A 21,607-nucleotide genomic window follows, 5' to 3' on the forward strand; every position below is an offset into this window, starting at 1 on the left:
GGTCAGACCCCGGCCTGCTGACGGGCCAGGTTCTCGGCGACCTCGCGGGCCCACGCCTCGTTCGCCCTGGTGGTGTCCACTTCGAACTCGAACCGCCGGGTCATGTCCTCGGTGACGTCTTCGACGTCCACATAGAACTGTTCGTACCAGCGGCGCAACTGGTAGACGGGCCCGTCTTCCTCACACAGCAACGGATTGTCGATCCGGGTCTTGTTCTTCCAGATCTCCACGTCCTGGAGGAAGCCCACGCCGATGCCCTTGGCGAACTTCCCGGCGATCTTGTCGGCCTGCTCGTCGGACACTCCCGGCAGCTTCTTCACGCTGACACCCCACTGCAGGACGAAGGACGTCGGCGTGACCGGGTAGTGACAGTTGATCAGGACGTTCTCGATCTCGAAGCCCTTGTACGTGTTCAGCAACTTGTTGATCATGTACGACGGGCCGAAGTAGGACGCCTCCGAGCGCAACAGGTTGTCTTCACCGCCGTAGTTGGACGCCATCCCGGCGTCGGGGCGGCCCTTCGTGTTCAGGTACTGGGTGGCGATGTGCCCTTCGAAAACGTTCTTGAAATACGTCGGGAAGGCGAAGTGGATATAGAAGAAGTGCGCCATGTCGACGACGTTGTCCACGATCTCGCGGCAGTTGGACCCTTCGATGAGCACCGAATCCCAGGTCCAGTTGCTCCACTCGCCGCTGAAGACCCCGTCGATGCGGGGGATCACCACGTCCTCCGGAGGAGGGTTGCCCTGCGGGTCGTGCCACACGAAAAGCTGCTTGTTCTCCTCGAGGGTGGTCCACGACCGGGTACGAGCACGCAAGGGAACCCGCTTGGCATAAGGGATCGAGACACACTTGCCGTTGCCCGCCCAGCGCCAGTCGTGGAACGGGCAGGCCACCTCGTCGCCCTTGACCGTGCCCTGGGTCAGGTCACCGCCCATGTGCCTGCAGTAGCCGTCGAGCACGTGGAGCTTGCCGTCCTGGCTCGCGAACACCACGAGTTTCGTGCCGAACGCCGTGATCGCGTGCGGCTTGCCGTCCCGGAACGAGTCGGCCAGGCCGAGGCAGTGCCAACCGCGAGCGAACCGGGCCGGCGGCGCGCCGGCGTCGATCGTGCGAACCTCTGTCATCGTTGCCCTCCCGTTCCTTCTTCAGCGATCCCTGGACCTTCACCGGCGAGATGCCGGACGGCACGGTAGCCGAAGACCATGGCCGGCCCGATCGTCGCGCCGGGACCGGCGTAGGTGCGTCCCATGACCGACGCGCTCGTGTTCCCGGCCGCGTAGAGCCCGGCGATCACCGAACCGTCTTCCCGCAGCACCCGGGCGTGGGGATCCGTGCGCAGGCCGCCCTTGGTCCCCAGATCCCCGGGCACGATCTTGACGGCGTAGAACGGCGCCGAGTCCAACGGGCTGAGGCTGGGGTTCGGTCGTGAACGCGGATCCCCGTAGTAGTGGTCGTAGGCGCTTTCCCCGCGCCGGAAGTCTTCGTCCACCCCTCGACGGGCGAACCCGTTGAACCGCTCGACGGTCGCGGTCAGCGCTTCGGCGGGCACCTGGATCCGCTCGGCGAGTTCGGCGATGCCGGGCGCCTTCACCACGACACCGAACTTGAACCAGCGGCCGGGCAGCTTCTGTCGTGGCGCGATCCCGGTGAACATGTACCGGTTGAGGTAACGCTGGTCGAAGACCAGCCAGGTGGGCACGTTCGCGGCCGGTCCGTCTCCCGGGCCGTACATCGCGTGCACCGTCTCGACGTAGGGCGCGGACTCGTTGACGAACCGCTCACCCCGGGCGTTGACCAGCACGCAGCCGGGCCGGGACCGCTCGGCGAGGGCGAACCACGGGCCTCCCGGAAGCGGAATCGAGGGCCCCCACCAGGCGTCGTCCATCAGGTCGACCGCGGCGCCGAGCTTCAGGCCCACGTTGATCCCGTCGCCGGTGTTTCCCTTGGCGCCGACGGTCCACTCGGTGCCGATCGGCTGCCGCTGGTACTTCGCGCGCATCTCCGCGTTGTGCTCGAACCCGCCCGAAGCGAGGATCACACCACGGCGCGCCTTGATCGTAACTTCTTCGCCGTCCCGCTGGACGAGTACGCCGGTGACCCGGTCGCCTTCGGTGACGACGTCGACAAGGGGAGTGTCCAGCCACACCGGCACATCGGCCCTCAGCAGGCCCGCACGAAGGCCGGCGGCGAGCGCCTGTCCCATCACCAGCAGGTGCCTGCCGGTGAGCCGTGCCGCGAGCCACCTGCCGCCCACGCTCAGAACCCGGACGATGCCTCGCGGATGCCGTGCGATGAGGGACAGCCAGCGGTAGTCCTTCTGCATGATGGGCACGCCGAGCGGGGGTGCGCTGTAAGGCGGCTCGAGGTTCGCGATCTCCTTGCCGAGGACACGAGTGTCCAGCGGGGCGGGTTCCACGGAGCGTCCGCCGGGCTCGCCGCCCGGTGCCTCGGGATGGTAGTCGGAGTAGCCCGGAACCCAGCGGAATCGCAGCGGGGTGGTCCGGTGGACGAGCGACACGACCTCGGGCCCGCTTTCCAGGAAGGCTTCGCGCTGCTCGGCCGGGACGACATCGCCCACGATGGCCCGCAGGTACTCACGTGCTCGTTCCGGGGTGTCCTTCCGGCCGGCCCGCCGCAAAGCCTCATTACCCGGTATCCACACACCGCCGCCCGAGCGGGCCGTCGAACCACCGAATTTCGCGGCCTTCTCGACGACGACCACGCTGAGACCGGCGTGGGCCGCGGTCAGTGCCGCGGTCATGCCGGCAGCGCCGCTGCCGACCACCACCACGTCGAAGTTCGCTGTGCCTGTCTTGAAACCCGTCCCTCCGGAAGGCGGGTTCGACCACTCACCTTGACCAGGAATCTCCCGGTTTGAAGACGGGCTGTCCGGCATGCCACCCTCCGCGTGCTCCGCGTGGAGCCTGATTGCCCCTCGGCGGTCGAGCGCTCTCCGCTCGTCGTCACCATAGACGAGAACGTGTTTCAGTTCCAGGGTAGCGGATGTCGGCCGGGTCGCCTATCCCGTGGGGGTGAGCCCGTTGCCGGTGGAGGTCCGCGGAGACGTCGTCGTTTGCCCTTTCATGCCAAATGCCGGGCTCCGGCTGGTGACAAAAACGAGAACGTGTTCTAGTCTTTGCTCATGAGCGAGCAGGACGTGAGCAGGGTGATCGCCACCGTTTCCGAACTGCGGCCTGTCCTGCGTGAGCGGGCACAGGAGACCGAGGACGGGCGGCGGATCCCCGACGAGTCGATCAAATCATTGCAGGAGAGCGGCTTCTTCAAGCTGCTGCAGCCGAAATCCTACGGCGGCTTCGAGGCCGACCCGGTGAGTTTCTACACCGCGGTCAAGCTCATCGCGAGCGCGTGCGGTTCGACCGGGTGGGTCGCCTCGATCCTGGGAATCCACCCGTGGCACGTGGCCTTGTTCGACGCCCGCGCGCAGGAGGAGGTCTGGGGCGAGGATCACGACGTGCGCATCTCGTCCTCGTATGCCCCGATGGGCAAGGCGACGGTGGTGGAAGGGGGATACCGGCTTTCCGGCCGGTGGAGTTTCTCCTCCGGATGCGACCACGCGACCTGGGTCCTGCTGGGCGCCCCGGCGTTCGACGACGGCAAGCCGGTCGACTTCTGCACCTATCTGCTGCCCATCGCCGACTACCAGATCATCGACGTGTGGGACACCGTGGGACTCCGCGGGACCGGCAGCAACGACATTCTCGTCGAGGACGTGTTCGTTCCCGACCACCGTGCGCTGAGTTTCGTGGCGACCTCGAAGTGCAAGACGCCCGGCCAGGAGGTCAACCCGGGGCCGCTCTACCGGCTTCCTTATGGTTCGGTCCACCCGTCCACGATCACCGCGCCGATCATCGGAATGGCGAGCGGCGCGTACGAGGCGCACGTCGAGCACCAGCGCAAGCGTGTGCGGGCGTCCTACATGGGCGAGCAGGCGAAGGAAGACCCGTTCGCCAAGGTGCGCGTCGCCGAAGCCGCCAGTGACATCGATGCCGCCTGGCTCCAGCTGACCCACAACATCGACGAGCTCTACCAGGCCGCCTGCCGCGGTGAAAAACTGCCGTTCCCCACCCGGCTGCGGGTGCGGCGGGACCAGGTGCGCGGAACCGAACGGTCGATCGCGGCGATCGACCGGCTCTTCGAGAACTCGGGCGGGGGCGCGTTGCGGGCGGGCACCCCGATCCAGCGCTTCTGGCGCGACGCGCATGCCGGCCGGGTGCACGCGGCCAACGACCCCGAACGTGCCTACACCATGTTCGGCACGGGCGAGTTCGGACTTCGCGTCGAAAACGCGATGGTGTGAGGTGGCGACAGTGGGCAACTTCGTCGAAGTAGCGGAAGGCCTGCGGCTGCACTACCACGAGGCCGGTGTCGAGCACGAACAGACCGTGCTCATGCTGCACGGCGGTGGGCCCGGCGCGTCGGCATGGAGCAACTTCGGCCGCAACGTCCCGGTCTTCGCCAAGGCTTTCCGCACCATCGCCGTCGATCAGCCGGGTTTCGGACTTTCGGACAAACCGGTCGACCATCCCCAGTATTTCTCCCATTCGGCCGAGGCCGTCCTCGGATTGCTCGACAAGCTCGGCATCGAGAAGGCCCATTTCGTCGGCAATTCCCTCGGTGGCGGCACCGCCGTGCGGCTCGCGCTGGACCATCCGGACCGGGCGGGCCGGCTCGTACTCATGGGGCCGGGTGGGCTGAGCGTCAACCTTTTCGCTCCGGATCCCACCGAGGGCGTCAAGAATCTCAGCCGGTTTCCCGCACCCCCCGGACCGAGCAAGGAAAAGCTCGAAGCATTCCTCCGGGTGATGGTCTACGACCAGTCCTTGATCACCGACGAACTGATCGAAGAACGTTTCGCCGCGGCGAGCACGCCGGAATCCCTGGCGGCGATGCGCGCGATGGGCGCGTCGTTCATGCGGCCGGACAGCTTCGAGCAAGGCATGTTGTGGCGGGACGCGCACCGCCTCCGTCAACGAGTACTGTTGATCTGGGGACGGGAAGACCGCGTGAATCCGCTTGACGGGGCGCTGCTCGCACTCAAGATGATTCCGCGCGCGCAACTGCACGTGTTCGGCCGGTGCGGCCACTGGGCGCAGCTGGAGAAGTTCGACGAGTTCAATCGGCTGGCCATCGAGTTCTTGGGAGGCGCGTGATGGGCATCCGCTCGCTGGGTTATCTGCGGATCGAAGCCACCGACATGGCGAAATGGCGGGAATACGGTCTCAAGGTCCTGGGCATGATCGAGGGCAAGGGATCGAATCCGGACGCCCTTTATCTGCGGATGGACGACTTCCCGGCGCGCCTGGTGATCTTCCCGGGCGAGACCGACCGGCTGGCGCATGTCGGCTGGGAGGTCGCCAACGCGGCGGAGCTCGACGAGGTGCGGGCGGGCCTGGAAGCCCATGGGGTGGCCTACAAGGAAGGCACCGCGGAGCAACTGGCCGACCGCCGGGTGACCGAACTGGTCACCTTCGACGACCCATCGGGTAACACGCTCGAGGTCTTTCACGGCGCCGCCCTCGAGCACCGCCGGGTCGTGAGCCCGTACGGCCACCGGTTCGTCACCGGTGAGCAAGGCCTCGGGCACGTCGTGCTGTCCACGCATGACGACGAGGCCGCCCTCCGGTTCTACCGGGACGTGCTCGGCTTCCGGCTGCGCGATTCGATGCGGCTCCCGCCGCAGGTCGTCGGCAGGCCCGCGGACGGTGCGCCGGCGTGGCTCCGGTTCTTCGGCTGCAACCCCCGGCACCACAGCCTGGCGTTCCTGCCGATGCCGACGCCGAGCGGGATCGTCCACCTCATGGTCGAGGTGGAGAACAGCGATGACGTGGGGCTCTGCCTGGATCGTGCCAAGCGCCGGAACGTGCCGATGTCGGCCACCCTCGGCCGTCATGTCAACGACCTGATGTTGTCCTTCTACATGAAGACACCGGGCGGATTCGACGTCGAGTTCGGCTGTGAGGGCAGGCAGGTCGACGACGAGCAGTGGATCGCCCGGGAGAGCACCGCGGTCAGTCTGTGGGGGCACGACTTCAGCGTCGGGATGCGACCGGAATGAGGGCGGAAACGCCGCCCGTCGACGCCACCCGTTTCCGGGCCGTGCTGGGGCATTTCTGCACCGGTATCACCGTGGTGACCACCCACGACGGCCAGTCGCCCGCGGGCTTCGCCTGCCAGTCCTTCGCGGCGCTGTCGCTCGATCCCCCACTCGTGGTGTTCTGTCCGTCTCGCCACTCCCGCACCTGGGAAGTCATCGAACGGTCCGGGAAGTTCGCGGTCAACATGCTGGCCGAGGAGCAACGGGATGTCTGCGGCGTTTTCGGCGCACCTGGTGCGGACAAGTTCGCGGAGGTCGGATGGAGCCCCGGGCCCTCGGGGTCACCGCTGCTGGACGGCGCACTCACCTGGGTGGAGTGCGACCTGTATGCCACTCACGAGGCCGGTGATCACTACCTCGCCGTGGGATTGGTGACCGCGCTCGGAGAACCGTCGGAAGGGCGGCCCTTGTTGTATTACCGCGGCCGCTACACAGCGACAGAGCCGCTTCGCGGGGGCCTTGGCACCCTTTTCGCGGTCGCGGGCCCCGACGATTGGCTCTAGCGCAGGGAGATTACGTCCTGCTGGCGATCACCTCCACGGATTCTCCCGTGGTTCGCGGTCCGAAGACCGCTATGTCCACCATGAGCAGGCCCATCGCCGACGCGACGACCGTGAACAACCCCGTCGCGCCGTGAACTTGCAGCACGGGCAACAGGATGAACGGCATCGCGGCGGTCGCCAGACGGGACAGCGAGTAGGCCGATCCCGAGGCCGTCGCGCGCAGGGATGTCGGGAACAGCTCGGCCTGATAGGTGTGGAAGGCATTCGAGAACACGTTGCTTGTCGCCGTGTAGCAGAAGCCGAGCACCGCTATCGCCGCGCCGTTGGCCGAGTATCCGAAGGCCAGGCCGAAGACCGCCATCAGGAACGCGCTGCCGACGATCAGCCACTTGCGCTGCAGTCGCTCCATGACCGGGATCGACAGGGCGGAGCCGATCGGGTAGCCGACGAAGGTCAGCGCGCTGTAGGTCAACGAGTGCGTCAGGTCGAAACCCTTGGCCGCCAGGATGATCGGCACGAGGGAGCCGAAGCCGTAGTAGCCGAAAGTCTGGAGAAGCTGGAACACCGAGAGCATGACGGTCCGGCGGCGCCACCGTACGCTCAACAGGGCTCCGACGCGTTCCGGCCGCGGATCGGCCGGATGCTCGTGGCCGGCCTCCAACTCGGGCAACGGCGTTTTCGCGGACGATTCCAGCCGCCGAAGGACCTCCTCGGCTTCGTCGTGCCGATTCCGGGCGCTCAGCCAGCGCGGTGACTCCGGCAACCTGGTGCGGGCCAGCCATACGATCGCGGCGCCCAGCGCGCCGACCACGAACAACCACCGCCAGCCCGCCACCCCGAGCGGGGCACGGCCGACCAGGCCCATGGCCAGGAAACCCGCCGCGGGCACTCCGAAAAAGCCGATCGTGTAAGCCCATGCCGTCGCCCGGCCCCGCGCGTGCGACGGCAGCATGTCCGCGAGATAGGCGTCGGCGAGCGGTAGTTCGCCGCCGATGCCGAGACCGGCGGCGAACCGGCAGCCGACCAGCATCCAGACATTCGTACTGAATGCGCCCAACAAGGTGAAAACCGAGTAGATGCTCAGTGTCACCAGGAAAGCGCGCCTGCGGCCGATCCGGTCGGCGAGCCGTCCCAACGCGATCGCCCCGAGGAACGCGCCGAGGAACGCGGAGGCCAGCAACGGTTTGAGCGAACCGGCGGACACGCCGAACTCCTTGGCCAGCACGGTACTCACCGCGCTGGCGAGGAACAGGTCGTAGAGGTCGAAGAAGGTGGCCACCCCGACGACGGCGATCAGGTACCGGTGCAGACGGGTCACGGGAAGCCGGTCGAGGCGTGCGGCCGTCGCCTGGTGCGCGGTGGTCATGGCCGGAAGCTAGCGCGTCTTGATCGACGTGTAAATACGTGACTCGCTGGATATTACCGAATACAAGTTCGATTTATCCTCAGGGTGCGAGCGGTGTCGGGGAAAACGAGCGGAGACGCCACGGGCCCCCGGGCGGCGCCGAACTGGGGGAAAAGGCGCGGCCCGGGGGCCCTTGTGCTCCGGCGCCCGAGGGGGAGGTTGTGCGCCGGAACGCGGCCGGCGAGAAACTGGGGAGGATGACGCCAGCCGCTTCCGCTCAAGGATACAGCGGTTCGGCCTCGTCGGGTGGGGTTTCCGGCAATCACACCACGGTTCACCCGGTTGCCTGCCCTTCCGTCAATGCTTGTCTACAAAGGACCCATGGGTAAACGGTTTCCCGCCCTTCACGCCGTCTGACGGGTACCCGTTGTCCGCCCGCGATGACTGTGCGCGCCCGTGCCCGTTGACGGCTGGTTCATCGCCTTGTTGGCCGGATCGCCGGCCGGCTTGGACCAGCCGGTTAGCTCAGGAAGTCGTTGAGAAGCGAGCACAGGGCCGCGCCGAACTCGGCCGCGTCGCGCTGGGGCGCGAGGTGGGCTCCGGGCATTTCCACAAAGGGAAGGCCGAGTTCGAGCGCCAGTTTTTTCGCGGGCCGATAGTGATGGTAGCCGCGGCTTTCGACGCCGGCGGCCAGCACGATGGGGAGTCCGTTTCGGCGAAGCTCGTGGGTGTCGGGAAGATAGTGGTAGATCTCGGTGAGTTCCCGGTCGAACAGGGTTTGCCACTCGGCCTCGTTGGGCAGTCGCACGGGTTTGAGCGCCGGGAGTCCCGCGCCGGCGATCGACTCGATGAACCCTTGGAACGCCTGGAAGACATCGCCCTTGGCGGCCCAGCTCGTCTGTGCTTCGGCGAAGGCCAGCCACTCGTCGGCATCCGGGAGCAGGCGGACGGCGGGAGGCTCGTGGGCCACCAGACCGTCCACCACCTCCGGATGCCGGGCGGCCAGCGCCAACCCGATCTGCGCGCCGGCGCTGCTGCCGAACACCAGCGCCTTCCCGTAACCGAAGTGCTCGATCACCGCGCGGGCGTCGTCGGCCTGGCGCGAGACGGTGATCGAGCCTTCCGATCGGTCGGTACTGCGGAAATGCGCGCGGCGGTCGTAGCACAGCACCGTGTACTCGGCGGACAGCCGTGCGGACAGTGCCCGCAAGGCGTCGGCCGAGCCGATTCCACCGGCGATCACCAGCAACGGCGGGCCTTCGCCGGTGCGCCGTACGTGCAGTTCGGCGTCTTCGGCCCGGCAGGTGTCCTCGGAGATCACGGCTGAAATGTAGCCGCGGCGTGGCTTGCCGTTCCAGGGTGCCCGGCAAGTTCCCGGGATGTCCGAGGAACGGTCACAGGCCTTTGACGACCTCGGCGACGGTGTCGGCGATGGGCGTGGGGGGACGGCCGATGAGTGCCTTCAGGTCACCGGGGGTCGCGGAAAGCACGCCGTCCTTGATGTTGGCGTCGATGGCGGCCAACAGTTCCGCGACCGGGGCAGGCAGTCCGGCCTGGACCAGGACGGCCTTGTGCTCGTCGGTGGGCAGATCGGTGTAGGTGACCTCCTTGCCGGTCGCCTTGGAGATTTCGGCGGCGAGTTCGGCCCGGGTCCAGGCGATGTCGCCGGAGAGTTCGTAGATCTCGTTCGCGTGACCGTCGCCGGTGAGCACCTCGACGGCGGCGGCCGCGTAGTCGGCGCGAGTCGCGGTGGCGACCCGGCCGTCGCCCGCGCTGCCGACGAAGTTGCCGGTTCGCGCGCCCTGTTCGATGGCCTGCGTGTAGCCCTCGCTGTACCAGTTGTTGCGCAGGATGGTGTAGGTCAGCCCGGACGCCCGGATGAACTCTTCGGTGGCTTTGTGGTCGGGCGCCAGCACCAGTGGACTCGTGTCGGCCTTCGGTGCGCTGGTGTAGACCAAGTGCGCGACACCCGCGTCGCGGGCGGCCTCCACGGCCGCCTTGTGCTGCGCCACCCGTTTGCCCACATCACTTCCGGAAACGAGGAGGACCTTGTCGGCACCTTCGAAGGCGGACGACAACGTCTCCGGTTGGTCGTAGTCCGCCTTGCGCACGACGACGCCGCGCTCCGCGGCCCAGTTCGCCTTCTCGGGTGAGCGAACGGCGGCGACGATCTCTCCGGCGGGCAGTCGTTCCAGCAGGCCCTCCACGACGAGGCGGCCGAGTTGGCCCGTGGCGCCGGTGACGACGATCATGCGTACTCCTTCTCATCGGGGCAGTACCGCGAGTTTGTACTAACTTATCGAAAGTGCACAACCTTCGGTTAGCGTAATCACCTTGATCCGCCGCATCCGCCCGGTACCGTGTAGCCATGAGCAGCCGCGCCACAGAGGCCACGCCGGACACGGCACCCGGCCTCGACGACGTGCGTGCGGAGTTCGGTCCACCCGAAGCGGACGTGTTCGCCCGCGCATGCGTCTCCCGGGGCATCCTCGAACATGTCACCGGCCGATGGGGTTCGCTGGCGCTGGCGGCGCTTGCCGAAGGTGCGCTCCGGTTCAACGCGTTGCGCCGGAAAGTGGACGGGGTGAGTGAGAAAATGCTCGCGCAGACCCTGCAGACGTTGGAACGTGACGGGTTCGTTCATCGTGAAGCCGAGCTCACCATCCCGCCCCGCGTGGAGTACAGCCTTACCCCCGCCGGGCACGCGGTCGCCGAGAAACTCGTCGACCTGATCGAGTTCGTCGAGGCCCGGGTGCCCGAGGTGATGACCGCCCGCGCCCGCTATGACGCCACGAAGCTCGCACGTCCCAGCTGATCCGCCCCGAGCGCCGGCGCGGCGAAATTGTCGGTGGTGCCTGCCAGACTGTGCGGCATGGTCGACTGGTTGCGGTTCACTCGTGAGGCGCCGGAACTCGCGGCGACGGTGCGCGCGCGGTTCACCGCGGAGAAGTCACACGTGCTGGCAACGCTCAGGCGGGACGGCTCTCCGCGGGTGAGCGGGACCGAGGTGGATTTCTCGGGGTCCGAGTTGATGATCGGCTCCATGCTCGACGCGATGAAGGCGCGGGACCTGCGGCGGGACGGACGCTGCGCGATCCACGCTTTCCCCAGTGCCAACGGGGACGCCAAGGTGGCCGGTGTGGCGATCGAGCTGACCGACCCGCGTGAGATCGAAGCCGTGCAAGGGAACGCCGATCCCTGTCACTTGTTCAGGCTGGATCTGAGCGAGGCGGTGCTGACCGCGGTGGAGGGCAACGCCCTGGTCGTCACGGTCTGGCGGCCAGGCGAATCCGTTGTGCGGTTCGAACGGCCGGACAACGGGCCCGCGGTGCGCGTGAACACCGGCCCGGCGGCGAACCGGTAGGGCCGGAGTTCGGCGCGGAGGGTCAGAGGCGTTCCAGGATCGTCGCCGTGGACAGAGCGCCGCCGGCGCACATGGTGACGAGCGCGGTCTCACCATCCTGACGCTCGAGTTCGTGCAGGGCCGTGGTGATCAGGCGTGTCCCGGTGCTGCCGACGGGGTGGCCGAGGGCGATCGCGCCGCCGTTGACGTTCACCTTCTCCGGATCGGCTTCGTGGATCTGTTGCCAGGACAGCACCACCGAGGCGAAGGCCTCGTTCACCTCGAACAGATCGAGATCGCCGATCTTCATCCCGGCCCGCCGGAGGACCCGCTCGGTCGCTTGGACCGGACCGTCCAGGTGGTAGTACGGTTCGGCGCCCACCAGCGCCTGCGCGCGAATGCGTGCTCGTGGTCGCAGACCAAGATCGCGTGCGCGCCCGGCATCCATCAGCAACACCGCGGAGGCGCCGTCCGAGATCTGCGAGGACGTCCCGGCCGTGTGCACCCCGCCTTCGACCACCGGCTTGAGTTTCGCCAACCCCTCGACGGTGGTCTCACGCAGCCCCTGATCCCGGCTCACTTCGCGGAATTCCCCGGTCGGTGCACCGTCCGCGTCGAGTACCGGTGCCGTCACGGCGGCGATTTCCCGATCGAAGCGGCCTTCCGCCCATGCCTTCGCGGCCTTGAGCTGAGAGCTCGCCCCGAACTGGTCGACGTCCTCGCGAACGAGCCCGCGGCGGACCGCGATCCTTTCGGCCGCGCCGAATTGATCGGGCATGTCGATCGACCAGGACGCGGGCTTGCGTTCGCCGGCGTCGACGCCCCGGTTCGCGCCGAGCGGCACGCGGCTCATGGCCTCCACGCCACAGGAGAGGCCGATCTCGATCGCGTCGGCCGCGATCAGGCCGGCGATCAGATGAGTGGCCTGCTGCGCGGAGCCGCATTGCGAGTCGATCGTGGTCGCTCCGGTGCCTTCCGGAAGACCGGCGTGCAACCACGCCGTGCGGGTCACGTTGCCCGCCTGCTCACCGGCCTGGGTGACGCAACCGCCGATCACCTGCTCGGCCAGAACCGGATCCAGCCCGGCGCGTCGGAGCAACGCCTGCTGCGCCGCGCCGAGCAGTTCCGCGGCGTGCAGACCGGAAAGCCAGCCACGCCGCTTCCCGATCGGCGTCCGCACGGCCTCGACGATGACGGGGTCGCCCACCAGGTCTCCTTTGTCCGACGTTGCGCACCTGGTTCGAAGCTAGAACAAGTTCCAGTTTTAGGCAAGAGTCGAGGGTTGACACCACGATGCCGGCCGTGGTTCGAACCTGGCCTCCAACCAGGGATTTCAAGATCCTAATCGAGAAAGTTAACGGGTTTCACTCAAACCCTTCAGCGAGTTAACGCCGTATGCTCTAATCGGTGTTAGAACGTGTTCCACCGACTCTCGGAGGTAGCCGTGGCGACACCGATGATCCCTGCCGGCTTCGATTTCACCGACCCGGATCTGTACGCGAGCCGCTTGCCGCTCGAGGAGTGGGCGGAACTGCGCCGCACGGCTCCGGTCTGGTGGAACGAACAGCCTTACAACAAGGCGGGGTTCCGGGACAACGGCTTCTGGGTGGTCAGCCGGCATCAGGACGTCAAGGCGGTCTCCCGCGACAGCGAGCTCTACTCCTCGCAGGAGAAGCTCGCGATCATCCGGTTCGACGAGAGCTTGGACGAGCAGGGCATGGAGGCCAATCGCCTGGTGCTGCTCAACATGGACGCCCCGCAGCACACCAAGCAGCGCCGCATCGTGTCCAAGGGGTTCACGCCGAGGGCGATCCTCAAGCTGGAGGACACGTTGCGGGAGCGCGCGGCCCGGATCGTGTACGAGGCCAGGAAGAAGGGTTCCGGGGACTTCGTCCAGGACGTCGCCTGCGAGCTGCCGTTGCAGGCGATCGCCGAACTGATCGGGATCCCGCAGGAGGACCGCGGCAAGATCTTCGAGTGGTCGAACCAGATGATCGGCTACGACGACCCGGAATACGATGTCGAGCCGCTGGCCGCCTCCGCGGAGCTGGTGGGCTACGCGTGGAACATGGCCGAGGAACGCCGCCGTTGCCCGATGGACGACATCGTCACCAAGCTGCTCCATGCCGACGTGGACGGTGAGGCGTTGAGCTCCGAGGAGTTCGGATTCTTCGTCATCCTGCTCTCGGTGGCCGGTAACGAGACCACCCGCAACGCGATCAGCCACGGGATGAAGGCGTTCCTCGACCATCCGGAACAGTGGGAGCTCTACAAGGAGCAGCGACCCAAGACCGCCCCCGACGAGATCGTCCGCTGGGGAACCCCGGTGATCGCCTTCCAGCGGACGGCCATGGCCGACACGGAGCTGGGCGGGCAGCACATCAGCAAGGGCGACCGGGTCGGTATGTTCTACAGTTCGGCGAACTTCGACCCCGAGGTGTTCGACCAGCCCGAGAAGTTCGATGTCTTCCGGGAGGACAACCCGCACGTGGGATTCGGCGGGACCGGATCGCACTACTGCATCGGCGCGAACCTGGCGCGGCTGGAAATCGACCTGATCTTCAACGCGATCGCCGACGAGATGCCGGGAATCCGCGAAGTCTCCGAGCCGGATCGCCTGCGTTCCGGCTGGCTCAACGGCATCAAGCACTACCAGGTCGCCTACGAGTGACGGCCGAAAGCTGACAGCCCCCCGAATGCCCGTGCGGACGGGCAGACGGGGGGCTTCGTGTTGCGCCCGGGCGAAGTGACGAGCCTGGCAGGAAAAGGCCGGACCCCGGAGACTCCGGGGTCCGGCTTCGTGACCGAAGGTCAGGCGGGTTTCGCCGAGCCGACGACCCACATGGCGAAGTACTGGGACCCGCCACCGTAGGCATGTCCAAGGGCGACCCTGGCATTCTCGACCTGGTAGTCGCCCGCTCGTCCCATGACCTGCTTGGCCGCCTCGGAAAAGCGGAGCATGCCGGAGGCGCCGATCGGATTGGACGAAAGGACGCCACCCGAAGGGTTCACCGGCAGACGGCCTCCCAGCCCGGTCTCACCCGCCTCGGTCAGCTTCCACCCCTCGCCTTCCGGCATGAATCCCAGGTTTTCCAGCCACATCGGCTCGAACCAGGAGAACGGCACGTAGATCTCAGCGGCGTCCACTTCGGACAGTGGATCGGTGATGCCCGCCTCCCGCCACAGTGCTTTGGCGGCGTCCCGGCCTGCCTGCGGATTCACCTGGTCCCGTCCGGCGAAGGTGGTGGGTTCCGTGCGCATGGCGGTCGCGTGGATCCACGCCGCGTCGCCCACGGCGTCCCCCGTGGCCTCGTCGCCGATCACCATCGCGCAGGCGCCGTCGGAAGACGGGCACGTTTCGTCGTAGCGAATCGGATCCCACAGCATCGCCGATGCCTGGACGGACTCGACCGTGATGTCGCTCTGCCGGAGGTGGGCGAAGGGGTTGAGCGCGCCGTTGCGCCGATCCTTCGCGGCGACGATCGCGCCGACGTGTTCGGGCGCCTTCGAACGCCGGATGTAGGACCGCACGTGGGGTGCGAAATATCCGCCCGCGCCGGCCCCGACGGGCATCTGGAACGGCGGCATGATCGACAGCGCCCACATCGCGTTCGATTCGGACTGCTTCTCGAAGGCGACGGTCAGCACTCGCCGGTGCACACCCGCCTGCACCAGGCTCGCCGCCACCAGCGCGGTGGAGCCTCCGACGGATCCGGCGGTGTGGACCCGCAGCATCGGCTTGCCGGTCGCGCCGATGGCGTCGGCCAGGAACAGTTCGGGCATCATGACGCCCTCGAACAGATCCGGTGCCTTCCCGAGCACCACCGCGTCGATGTCGGACCAGTCCACCCGTGCGTCGGCCATCGCACGGTCGATGGCTTCCCGGACCAGGCCGGCCATCGACACGTCCGTCCGTTTCGCGCGGTGATGAGTCTGCCCGGTGCCGAGCACCGCGGCGAGTTGCTTGGCCATCCGGCCCTCCGGCTTCGTCGGAATCGGCTTGTTCACATCGTCCTCAACCCGCGGCTTCTTCCAGCACGACCACGAGGTTCTGCTGCAACGCCGGCCCACTGGTCGCGTGCGCCAGCACCTTCCGCGCCGACCCGGTGAAGATCTGGGTCGCGGCCTCGCCGATCCGCGCGAGTCCGGCCGAGAACATCGGGTTGCCGGTGAGCACGCCACCCGAGGGGTTGATGCGTACGTGGTCGTCCAGACCCAGGGCGGTGCGCAGGATCAGTTCCTGGTGGGTGAAGGGGGCGTGCAGTTCGGCGACCTCCACCCCGTCGGCTCCGGCGGCCCGTGCGGCGGCTTCGGCGGAAGGAGCGCGGGTCAGGTCGCGCGCGCCCAGCACGGGGGAATCAACGCGATGTTCGAAACCGGTGATCACCGCGGGCCGCTCGACGAGGTCCTTCGCCCGGTCGGCCGAAGCCAGGATCACCACCGCCGCGCCGTCGGTGACGGGCGCGATGTCGTGTGCCCGCAGGGGATCGGCGAAATACGGGGCGGCGAGAAGGTCGCCGGCGTCGACGGCGTCCGTGATCTGCGCGTGCGGATTGCGGGCCGCGTCGGCGCGGCTCCTCGCGGCCACTTCGGCGAGATCCTTTTCCGTCCACAATCCCGCTTCCAGGCCCATGCGCGCCTGGATACCGGCGATACTGATGGAATCCGGCCAGAGCGGTGCGACGGTGTACGGGTCGAGTTGCATCGAGAGGACGCGCCGGAGCTGGCCGGCCGATGACTTGCCGAATCCGTACACCAGCGCCGTGTCGACCTCGCCGGTGCGGATCTTCAGCCATGCCTCGTACAACGCCCAGGCGGCGTCCATTTCCACATGGGACTCGTGGATCGGAGGGAAGGCGCCGATGGCGTCGACCGCAGAAATGAACGAAAACGCCCTGCCGGCAAGGTAGTCCGACGAACCGGAACACCAGAAGCCGATGTCCTTTTTGGACAAACCGGTACTGGCGAAGACCTCGGCGAAGATCGGTACCAGCATCTCCACGCCGTTGGTGGTGCCGGTGGTACGGCGGACGTTGGGTGCCTGCGCGAACCCGGCGACGGCGACGTCTTGCATCGGGGTTCCCCTCACAGATGGTGGGCGAAGGACTCGTAGGGCGCGTCCGGTTCGCCGGTCGGCTCGAAATGATCGATGTTTTCCAGGCTTGTCCACCACTGGTCGCGTGGCTTCCACACCGCGCGCACGCGCAGTCCCATCCGGACTTCGGACGGGTCGCAGCCGAGCACCAGGTGCAGGAACGCGATGTCGGCGCCGTCGAGCAGGATGTAGGCGGCGACGTAGGGCGGCTTGATGCGCTGCCCGAGGAACGGCACGTTCACGACGCAGAAGGTGGTGACGATCCCGGTGTCGGGCAGTTCCACTTCTTCGGCGGTCGGCACCCCGTCCGTGGGACAGGCGCCGCGCGGGGGAACGTAGACCTTCTGGCAGGCGGGGCACCGCTGGCCGATCAGCCGGCCCTCGGCCAGTCCGCGCAGGTACCGGCTTTCCTCGGGAGAAGCGGAATGCTGGTAGTGCAGATGCACCGGAGTGATCATGATTTCGACCGGCGCGCCGTCGGTGGCCGGAGGCGGGGGTTCCGGTGAGGTGGTGCCCTCGGAGGGCACGAAGCAGGCGATGTCGCGGATGTGCCCGGTGGTCTCTTCGGCCCAGCGCACGCGAACCCGCATTCCCGTCCGCATGTCCGCCGGTGCGGGCACGTCGACGGCGTGCAGCATGGCCGTGTCGGCTCCGTCGAGCCGGATCAGCGCCCACGCGAACGGATCCGTCAGGGGCTGTCCTTCGAGCGGATGCGCGATCCACGACCAGGACAGCACGGTGCCTTCCTCGGCCACCGGGACGAACTCACTCAGGGCTTCGGCGGTCACCGGGTCGTACTCGACCGGCGGCACGTGAATCCGGCCGTCGGAGCCTCGGATTCCCTCGATGCGATGGTCGCGCAGGCCGGTGACGAACCGGCCCAGGACCGGCCCGAGCGAGCGGGTGTAGTCGAAGCCGACTTCCAGCGGTGCGGACAGCGGGGTACTCACGCGATGAGTGAAACACGTTCTCGAAAAGTCGGCAAGGCGCCGAGGGGATGCACTTGCCTCGCGGTGGAACACGTTCTAGATTTGAGCTCATGACGGGGCTCTGGAACATCGCCGCCGAACAACCGGGGCGTGCCGCTGTGATCAGTCCGGACGGCACGGAGACGAGCTACGGGGAGCTGGCGGCCAAGGCTGACGCCTACGGCCGCGGGCTGCGGGACCTCGGCCTGGAAACGGGCGACGCGATCGTGGTGCTGCAGCCCAACGGCATCGAACTGCTCGCCGCGTATTTCGCGGCGATCCAGTCCGGTCTCTATGTCGTGATGGTCAACTGGCATCTCGTCGGTCCCGAGATCGCCTACATCCTTTCCGACAGCGACGCGAAGGCGTTCATCGCGCACGAGCGCTTCGCCGAGGTCGCGATCGCGGCCGCCGACGAGGCCGGTCTGCCGGAGAGCGCCCGGTTCGCGGTCGGCCGGATCGACGGTTTCGGCGACGTCCGCGAACTCGGCGCCGGGGGTGAAGGGCGGCCACGGCGCCGCACGGCCGGTTCTCCGATGCTCTACACCTCCGGCACCACCGGCCGTCCGAAGGGCGTGCGCCGTCCGCTGACCGGTGCCGACCCCGACGAGGTGCCGGTGGCGGCGTCCGGGTTCTTCGGCATCTTCGGGCTCAAACCCTTCGACGACCACGTGCACCTGTGCGGCTCGCCGCTCTATCACACGGCCGTGCTGAATTTCGTGGCGATCTCGATCCAGCTCGGGCACACGGCGGTGCTGATGGACCGGTGGGACCCGGAGGAGATGCTGCGGCTGATCGAGCGGCACCGGGTGACGCACAGCCATGTCGTGCCCACCCAGTTGCGCCGGTTGCTGGGGCTGCCCGAAGAGGTGCGCGCCAAGTACGACGTGTCCTCGCTGCGGAACGTGATCCATGGTGCGGCGCCGTGCCCGCCCGAGGTGAAGCGCCAGATGCTGGACTGGTGGGGGCCGGTCGTCACGGAGTACTACGCGGCGACAGAGGGCGGCGGAACGGCCATCAGCGGCGAGGAATGGTTGCGCAAGCCGGGTTCCGTCGGGCGGCCGTGGCCGGGTTCGGTGATCAAGATCCTGGACGAGGAGGGCCGCGAACTTCCACCGGGCGAGCCCGGCACCGTCTACATGAAGATGGGCAACTCGAAGTTCGAGTATCACCGGGACCGGGCGAAAACCGAAAAGGCGCGGGCGGGTGAGCTCTTCACGCTCGGCGATGTCGGGTATCTCGACGAGGACGGATATCTCTTTCTGCACGACCGCAAGAACGACATGATCATTTCCGGTGGGGTGAACATCTATCCCGCGGAGATCGAAAACGAACTCGTCATGCACCCGAAGGTGGCCGACGTGGCCGTTTTCGGCGTGCCGCACGAGGACTGGGGCGAGGAGATCAAGGCCGTCGTGGAGCCCGCCACGGGTGTCGAGCCGAACGACGTACTGACGGAGGAACTTCTCGCCTACGCGCGGGAACGGCTGGCGAAATTCAAGCTCCCGAAGAGCATCGACTACGTCGAGGAATTGCCCCGCGATCCGAACGGGAAGCTCTACAAGCGAAAGCTCCGCGATCCGTACTGGGAGGGGCGCGAGCGCGCCATCTGAGCGTTGACCGAAAAGGCCGTGTGCGTCCGGACGCACACGGCCTTTTCGCTTTTCAGTGTCTTTTTCAGTGCCTTTTCAGCGGCCTTTGAACTCGGGCTTGCGCTTCTCGGCGAACGCGCGGGGGCCTTCCTTGGCGTCGTCGGACTGGAAGACCTTCAGGCCGTACTGGGCCTCGATCTTGAACGCCTCCTCCTCGTGGAGGCCTTCGGTGTCCCGGATGGTCCGGAGAATCGCCTGCACGGCCAGCGGTCCGTTGGCCGCGATCTGGTCGGCGATGGCGAGTGCGTGTTCGAGCGCCGTGCCGTCCGGCACCACGTGGCCGACGAGGCCGAACTCCTTGGCCTCGATCGCGGTGATGTGCCGGCCGGTCAGCAGTATTTCCGCGGCCACGGTGTAGGGGATCTGACGGGTGAGCCGGACGGCCGAGCCGCCCAGGGGGAACAGTCCCCACCGCGCCTCGGACACGCCGAACTTGGCGCTTTCCCCGGCGATCCGGATGTCGGTGCCCTGCAGGATCTCGGTGCCACCGGCGATCGCCGGCCCTTCGACGGCGGCGATCAGCGGTTTGGTCAGCCGGCGGCCCTTCAACAGGCCTTCGATGCGGCTGGGGTCGAACGTGCCGCGCGCGTGGGATTCGGCGGGGGAGTTGCGCGCCATCGTCTTGAGGTCGGCCCCGGCGCAGAAAGCGCCTCCCGCGCCGGTGAGCACGCAGCTCCGGATCTCGGGATCGTCGTCGACCCGATCCCAGGCCTCGGTCATGATCGCCATCATCTCGCCGGTGATCGCGTTGCGGGCCTCCGGCCGGTTCATCGTCACCACCAGGGTGTGCCCGCGTTGTTCCACCAGAGCGTGTGGTCCGGTCATGCCTGCCCTCCAGTCCTCCCGCGCGGGCGCCACCGCCGCCGGCAGCGCTCTTCGCGACTACTCGCCATTGCCCAAAACGATAACATGTTCTAGTTTGGCTGAGTGGCATACAACATCGCGGATCTCCTCGAGCACGCCGTCGACGCCGTGCCGGATCGCATCGCGGTCATCTGCGGCGGACGGCAGATCACCTACGCCCAGCTGGACGAGCGCGCCAACCGGTTGGCCCACCACCTCGCCGGGCACGGGGTGGGCAAGGGCGATCACATCGGCGTGTACTCGCGAAACTCCATCGAGATGATCGAAACGATGTTCGCGGCCTTCAAGCTGCGCGCCGTCCCGATCAACGTGAACTACCGCTACGTCCACGGCGAGTTGAAGTACCTGTTCACCAACGCCGATCTGGTCGCGCTGGTGCACGAGCGGCAGTACGCCGACCGGGTCGCCGGGGTGCGCGCCGACGCGCCAAAACTGAAACACGTTGTAGTCGTCGACGACGGGTCCGGAGCGGACTTCGAAGGCGTCGCCTACGAAGACGCCCTCGCGGGCGGATCGCCTTCACGGGACTTCGGCGAACGCACCTCCGACGACCTCTACATCCTCTACACGGGCGGCACCACGGGTTACCCCAAAGGGGTTATTTGGCGGCACGAGGACGTCTGGCGGGCGCTCGGTGGTGGCATCGATTTCGTCACCGGTGAGTACGTGCCCGACGAGTGGACCATGGCCGAGCAGGCCAAGCAGTACGGCCTCGTCCGGATGCCGGTCGCGCCGCTGATCCACGGCGCCGCGCAGTGGGCCGCGTTCGGCGCGCTGTTCACTGGCGGCACGGTCGTCTTCGTCCCGCAGTTCGACGCCCACGACGTGTGGCGGAACATCCAGGAGCACAAGGTGCAGGTCGTCGCGATCGTCGGCGACGCCATGGCCCGGCCGCTTCTCGACGCCTACCGTGAGCGCGAGTACGACGCGTCGTCGCTCGTGGCGTTGTCCAGCCACGCGGCGCTGTTCTCCCAGTCGCTCAAACAGGAATACGTCGAAACCTTCCCGGGCGTCGTGCTGACCGACGCCATCGGTTCGTCGGAAAGCGGCTTCACCGGAATCGGCATGGTGGGCAAGGACACCGACCACTCCGCGGGCCCCCGGGTGAACTTCGGCAAGGACGCCATCCTGCTCGACGACGACAACCAGGTGGTGAAGCCGGTACCGGGCGCCGTCGGCCGGATCGCGCGCCGCGGGCACGTTCCGCTCGGCTACTACAAGGACGAGGCGAAGACGCGCACGATCTTCACCGAAATCGACGGCCACCGTTATGTCATCCCGGGGGACTGGGCGCGTTACGAGGAAGACGGCACGGTCACCCTGCTGGGCCGTGGTTCCCAGTGCGTGAACACCGGCGGCGAGAAGGTCTTCCCCGAAGAGGTCGAGGGCGCGCTCAAGTCGCACCCGGACGTGTTCGACGCGCTCGTCCTCGGAGTTCCGGACGAGCGGCTCGGGCAGCGGGTCGCCGCGATCATCCAGGGCCGGCCGGGGCAACAGCCGGACCTCGCCGCGGTCGAGGCACACGTGCGCACCGAAATCGCGGGTTACAAGGTCCCGCGGACCATTTGGCTGGCCAAGGAGATCGGCCGCCTGCCCAGCGGCAAGCCGGACTACCCGTGGGCCCAGCGTTTCGCGGCCGAAAACGAGCCGGCCGTCAAAGCCCGGTAGGTCCGGTAGGCCCCGTAGTCAGAGGGACAAAGCACCCGGCGCGGCCGGCGA

At 67.3% G+C, this 21,607-nt stretch carries 19 protein-coding genes; 9 read left to right on the forward strand and 10 right to left on the reverse strand.

Annotation, left to right across the window (positions count from 1 at the left end; translation table 11 throughout):
- Positions 1-2: 2 nt before the first annotated feature.
- Positions 3-1,127 (reverse strand): Rieske 2Fe-2S domain-containing protein, encoded by a 1,125-nt coding sequence (locus ACFSXZ_RS21405; protein WP_378266887.1) that lies wholly within the window; start codon positions 1,125-1,127, stop codon positions 3-5.
- Positions 1,124-2,899, reverse strand: a complete 1,776-nt coding sequence (gene kstD, locus ACFSXZ_RS21410; RefSeq protein WP_378266888.1) for a 3-oxosteroid 1-dehydrogenase — start codon at positions 2,897-2,899, stop codon at positions 1,124-1,126. Before kstD ends, ACFSXZ_RS21405 begins: the two co-directional genes overlap by 4 nt.
- Before the next feature lie 246 nt (positions 2,900-3,145).
- On the opposite strand from kstD, the gene hsaA reads away from it, so the two are divergent.
- From hsaA to hsaB, 4 genes are read left to right on the forward strand one after another with little or no spacing between them, the layout of a single operon-like run.
- Entirely contained in the window at positions 3,146-4,321 is a 1,176-nt protein-coding gene (gene hsaA / locus ACFSXZ_RS21415; RefSeq protein WP_378266889.1) for a 3-hydroxy-9,10-secoandrosta-1,3,5(10)-triene-9,17-dione monooxygenase oxygenase subunit, read from the forward strand.
- Positions 4,322-4,331: 10 nt separating this feature from the next.
- Entirely contained in the window at positions 4,332-5,174 is an 843-nt protein-coding gene (gene hsaD / locus ACFSXZ_RS21420; RefSeq protein WP_378266890.1) for a 4,5:9,10-diseco-3-hydroxy-5,9,17-trioxoandrosta-1(10),2-diene-4-oate hydrolase, read from the forward strand.
- The gene (gene hsaC, locus ACFSXZ_RS21425) at positions 5,174-6,079 is read left to right on the forward strand and encodes an iron-dependent extradiol dioxygenase HsaC (RefSeq protein ID WP_378266891.1); all 906 of its coding nucleotides are present in this window, start codon (positions 5,174-5,176) and stop codon (positions 6,077-6,079) included. Before hsaD ends, hsaC begins: the two co-directional genes overlap by 1 nt.
- On the forward strand, positions 6,076-6,621 hold the full coding sequence (gene hsaB, locus ACFSXZ_RS21430) for a 3-hydroxy-9,10-secoandrosta-1,3,5(10)-triene-9,17-dione monooxygenase reductase subunit (protein ID WP_378266892.1): 546 nt from the start codon (positions 6,076-6,078) through the stop codon (positions 6,619-6,621). Before hsaC ends, hsaB begins: the two co-directional genes overlap by 4 nt.
- A 10-nt stretch (positions 6,622-6,631) precedes the next feature.
- On the opposite strand, the gene ACFSXZ_RS21435 is transcribed toward hsaB, so the two are convergent.
- From ACFSXZ_RS21435 to ACFSXZ_RS21445, 3 genes are all read right to left on the reverse strand, one after another.
- Complete coding sequence (locus ACFSXZ_RS21435) at positions 6,632-7,987, reverse strand: MFS transporter (RefSeq protein ID WP_378266893.1); 1,356 nt, start codon at positions 7,985-7,987, stop codon at positions 6,632-6,634.
- A gap of 499 nt (positions 7,988-8,486) precedes the next feature.
- Positions 8,487-9,287, reverse strand: coding sequence for an alpha/beta fold hydrolase (locus tag ACFSXZ_RS21440; protein ID WP_378266894.1), 801 nt, complete (start codon positions 9,285-9,287; stop codon positions 8,487-8,489).
- A 73-nt stretch (positions 9,288-9,360) separates the two neighbouring features.
- Complete coding sequence (locus ACFSXZ_RS21445; RefSeq protein WP_378266895.1) at positions 9,361-10,218, reverse strand: SDR family oxidoreductase; 858 nt, start codon at positions 10,216-10,218, stop codon at positions 9,361-9,363.
- 116 nt (positions 10,219-10,334) lie between these two features.
- Here ACFSXZ_RS21445 and ACFSXZ_RS21450 point away from each other — a divergent pair, with 116 nt between their 5' ends.
- The gene (locus ACFSXZ_RS21450; RefSeq protein ID WP_378266896.1) at positions 10,335-10,781 is read left to right on the forward strand and encodes a winged helix-turn-helix transcriptional regulator; all 447 of its coding nucleotides are present in this window, start codon (positions 10,335-10,337) and stop codon (positions 10,779-10,781) included.
- Positions 10,782-10,817: 36 nt separating this feature from the next.
- On the forward strand, positions 10,818-11,330 hold the full coding sequence (locus tag ACFSXZ_RS21455; protein WP_378266897.1) for a pyridoxamine 5'-phosphate oxidase family protein: 513 nt from the start codon (positions 10,818-10,820) through the stop codon (positions 11,328-11,330).
- Between the two features lie 22 nt (positions 11,331-11,352).
- On the opposite strand, the gene ACFSXZ_RS21460 is transcribed toward ACFSXZ_RS21455, so the two are convergent.
- Positions 11,353-12,516 (reverse strand): steroid 3-ketoacyl-CoA thiolase, encoded by a 1,164-nt coding sequence (locus ACFSXZ_RS21460; RefSeq protein ID WP_378266898.1) that lies wholly within the window; start codon positions 12,514-12,516, stop codon positions 11,353-11,355.
- A 237-nt stretch (positions 12,517-12,753) separates the two neighbouring features.
- Between ACFSXZ_RS21460 and ACFSXZ_RS21465 the strand changes: the two genes are divergently transcribed.
- A complete protein-coding gene (locus ACFSXZ_RS21465; RefSeq protein WP_378266899.1) occupies positions 12,754-13,980 on the forward strand; it encodes a cytochrome P450 in 1,227 nt (408 codons plus the stop codon).
- Between the two features lie 140 nt (positions 13,981-14,120).
- Here the strand turns inward: ACFSXZ_RS21465 and ACFSXZ_RS21470 are convergent, their stop codons facing one another.
- From ACFSXZ_RS21470 to ACFSXZ_RS21480, 3 genes are read right to left on the reverse strand one after another with little or no spacing between them, the layout of a single operon-like run.
- On the reverse strand, positions 14,121-15,281 hold the full coding sequence (locus tag ACFSXZ_RS21470) for a thiolase domain-containing protein (protein WP_378267002.1): 1,161 nt from the start codon (positions 15,279-15,281) through the stop codon (positions 14,121-14,123).
- A 43-nt stretch (positions 15,282-15,324) separates the two neighbouring features.
- Positions 15,325-16,383, reverse strand: coding sequence for a thiolase domain-containing protein (locus tag ACFSXZ_RS21475; RefSeq protein ID WP_378266900.1), 1,059 nt, complete (start codon positions 16,381-16,383; stop codon positions 15,325-15,327).
- Positions 16,384-16,394: 11 nt separating this feature from the next.
- Complete coding sequence (locus ACFSXZ_RS21480; protein WP_378266901.1) at positions 16,395-17,354, reverse strand: Zn-ribbon domain-containing OB-fold protein; 960 nt, start codon at positions 17,352-17,354, stop codon at positions 16,395-16,397.
- Positions 17,355-17,443: 89 nt separating this feature from the next.
- Between ACFSXZ_RS21480 and ACFSXZ_RS21485 the strand changes: the two genes are divergently transcribed.
- Positions 17,444-18,985, forward strand: a complete 1,542-nt coding sequence (locus ACFSXZ_RS21485) for an acyl-CoA synthetase (RefSeq protein WP_378266902.1) — start codon at positions 17,444-17,446, stop codon at positions 18,983-18,985.
- A gap of 75 nt (positions 18,986-19,060) precedes the next feature.
- Here ACFSXZ_RS21485 and ACFSXZ_RS21490 read toward each other — a convergent pair whose 3' ends face one another.
- The gene (locus ACFSXZ_RS21490) at positions 19,061-19,849 is read right to left on the reverse strand and encodes a crotonase/enoyl-CoA hydratase family protein (RefSeq protein WP_378266903.1); all 789 of its coding nucleotides are present in this window, start codon (positions 19,847-19,849) and stop codon (positions 19,061-19,063) included.
- A gap of 102 nt (positions 19,850-19,951) precedes the next feature.
- Here ACFSXZ_RS21490 and ACFSXZ_RS21495 point away from each other — a divergent pair, with 102 nt between their 5' ends.
- Positions 19,952-21,556 carry an acyl-CoA synthetase gene (locus ACFSXZ_RS21495; RefSeq protein WP_378266904.1) on the forward strand — a complete coding sequence of 535 codons (1,605 nt, stop codon included), beginning with the start codon at positions 19,952-19,954 and terminating at the stop codon, positions 21,554-21,556.
- The last annotated feature ends 51 nt before the right edge of the window (positions 21,557-21,607 follow it).

It is taken from the genome of Amycolatopsis pigmentata, from assembly GCF_042684065.1.
Taxonomy (GTDB): Bacteria; Actinomycetota; Actinomycetes; order Mycobacteriales; family Pseudonocardiaceae; genus Amycolatopsis_E; species Amycolatopsis_E pigmentata.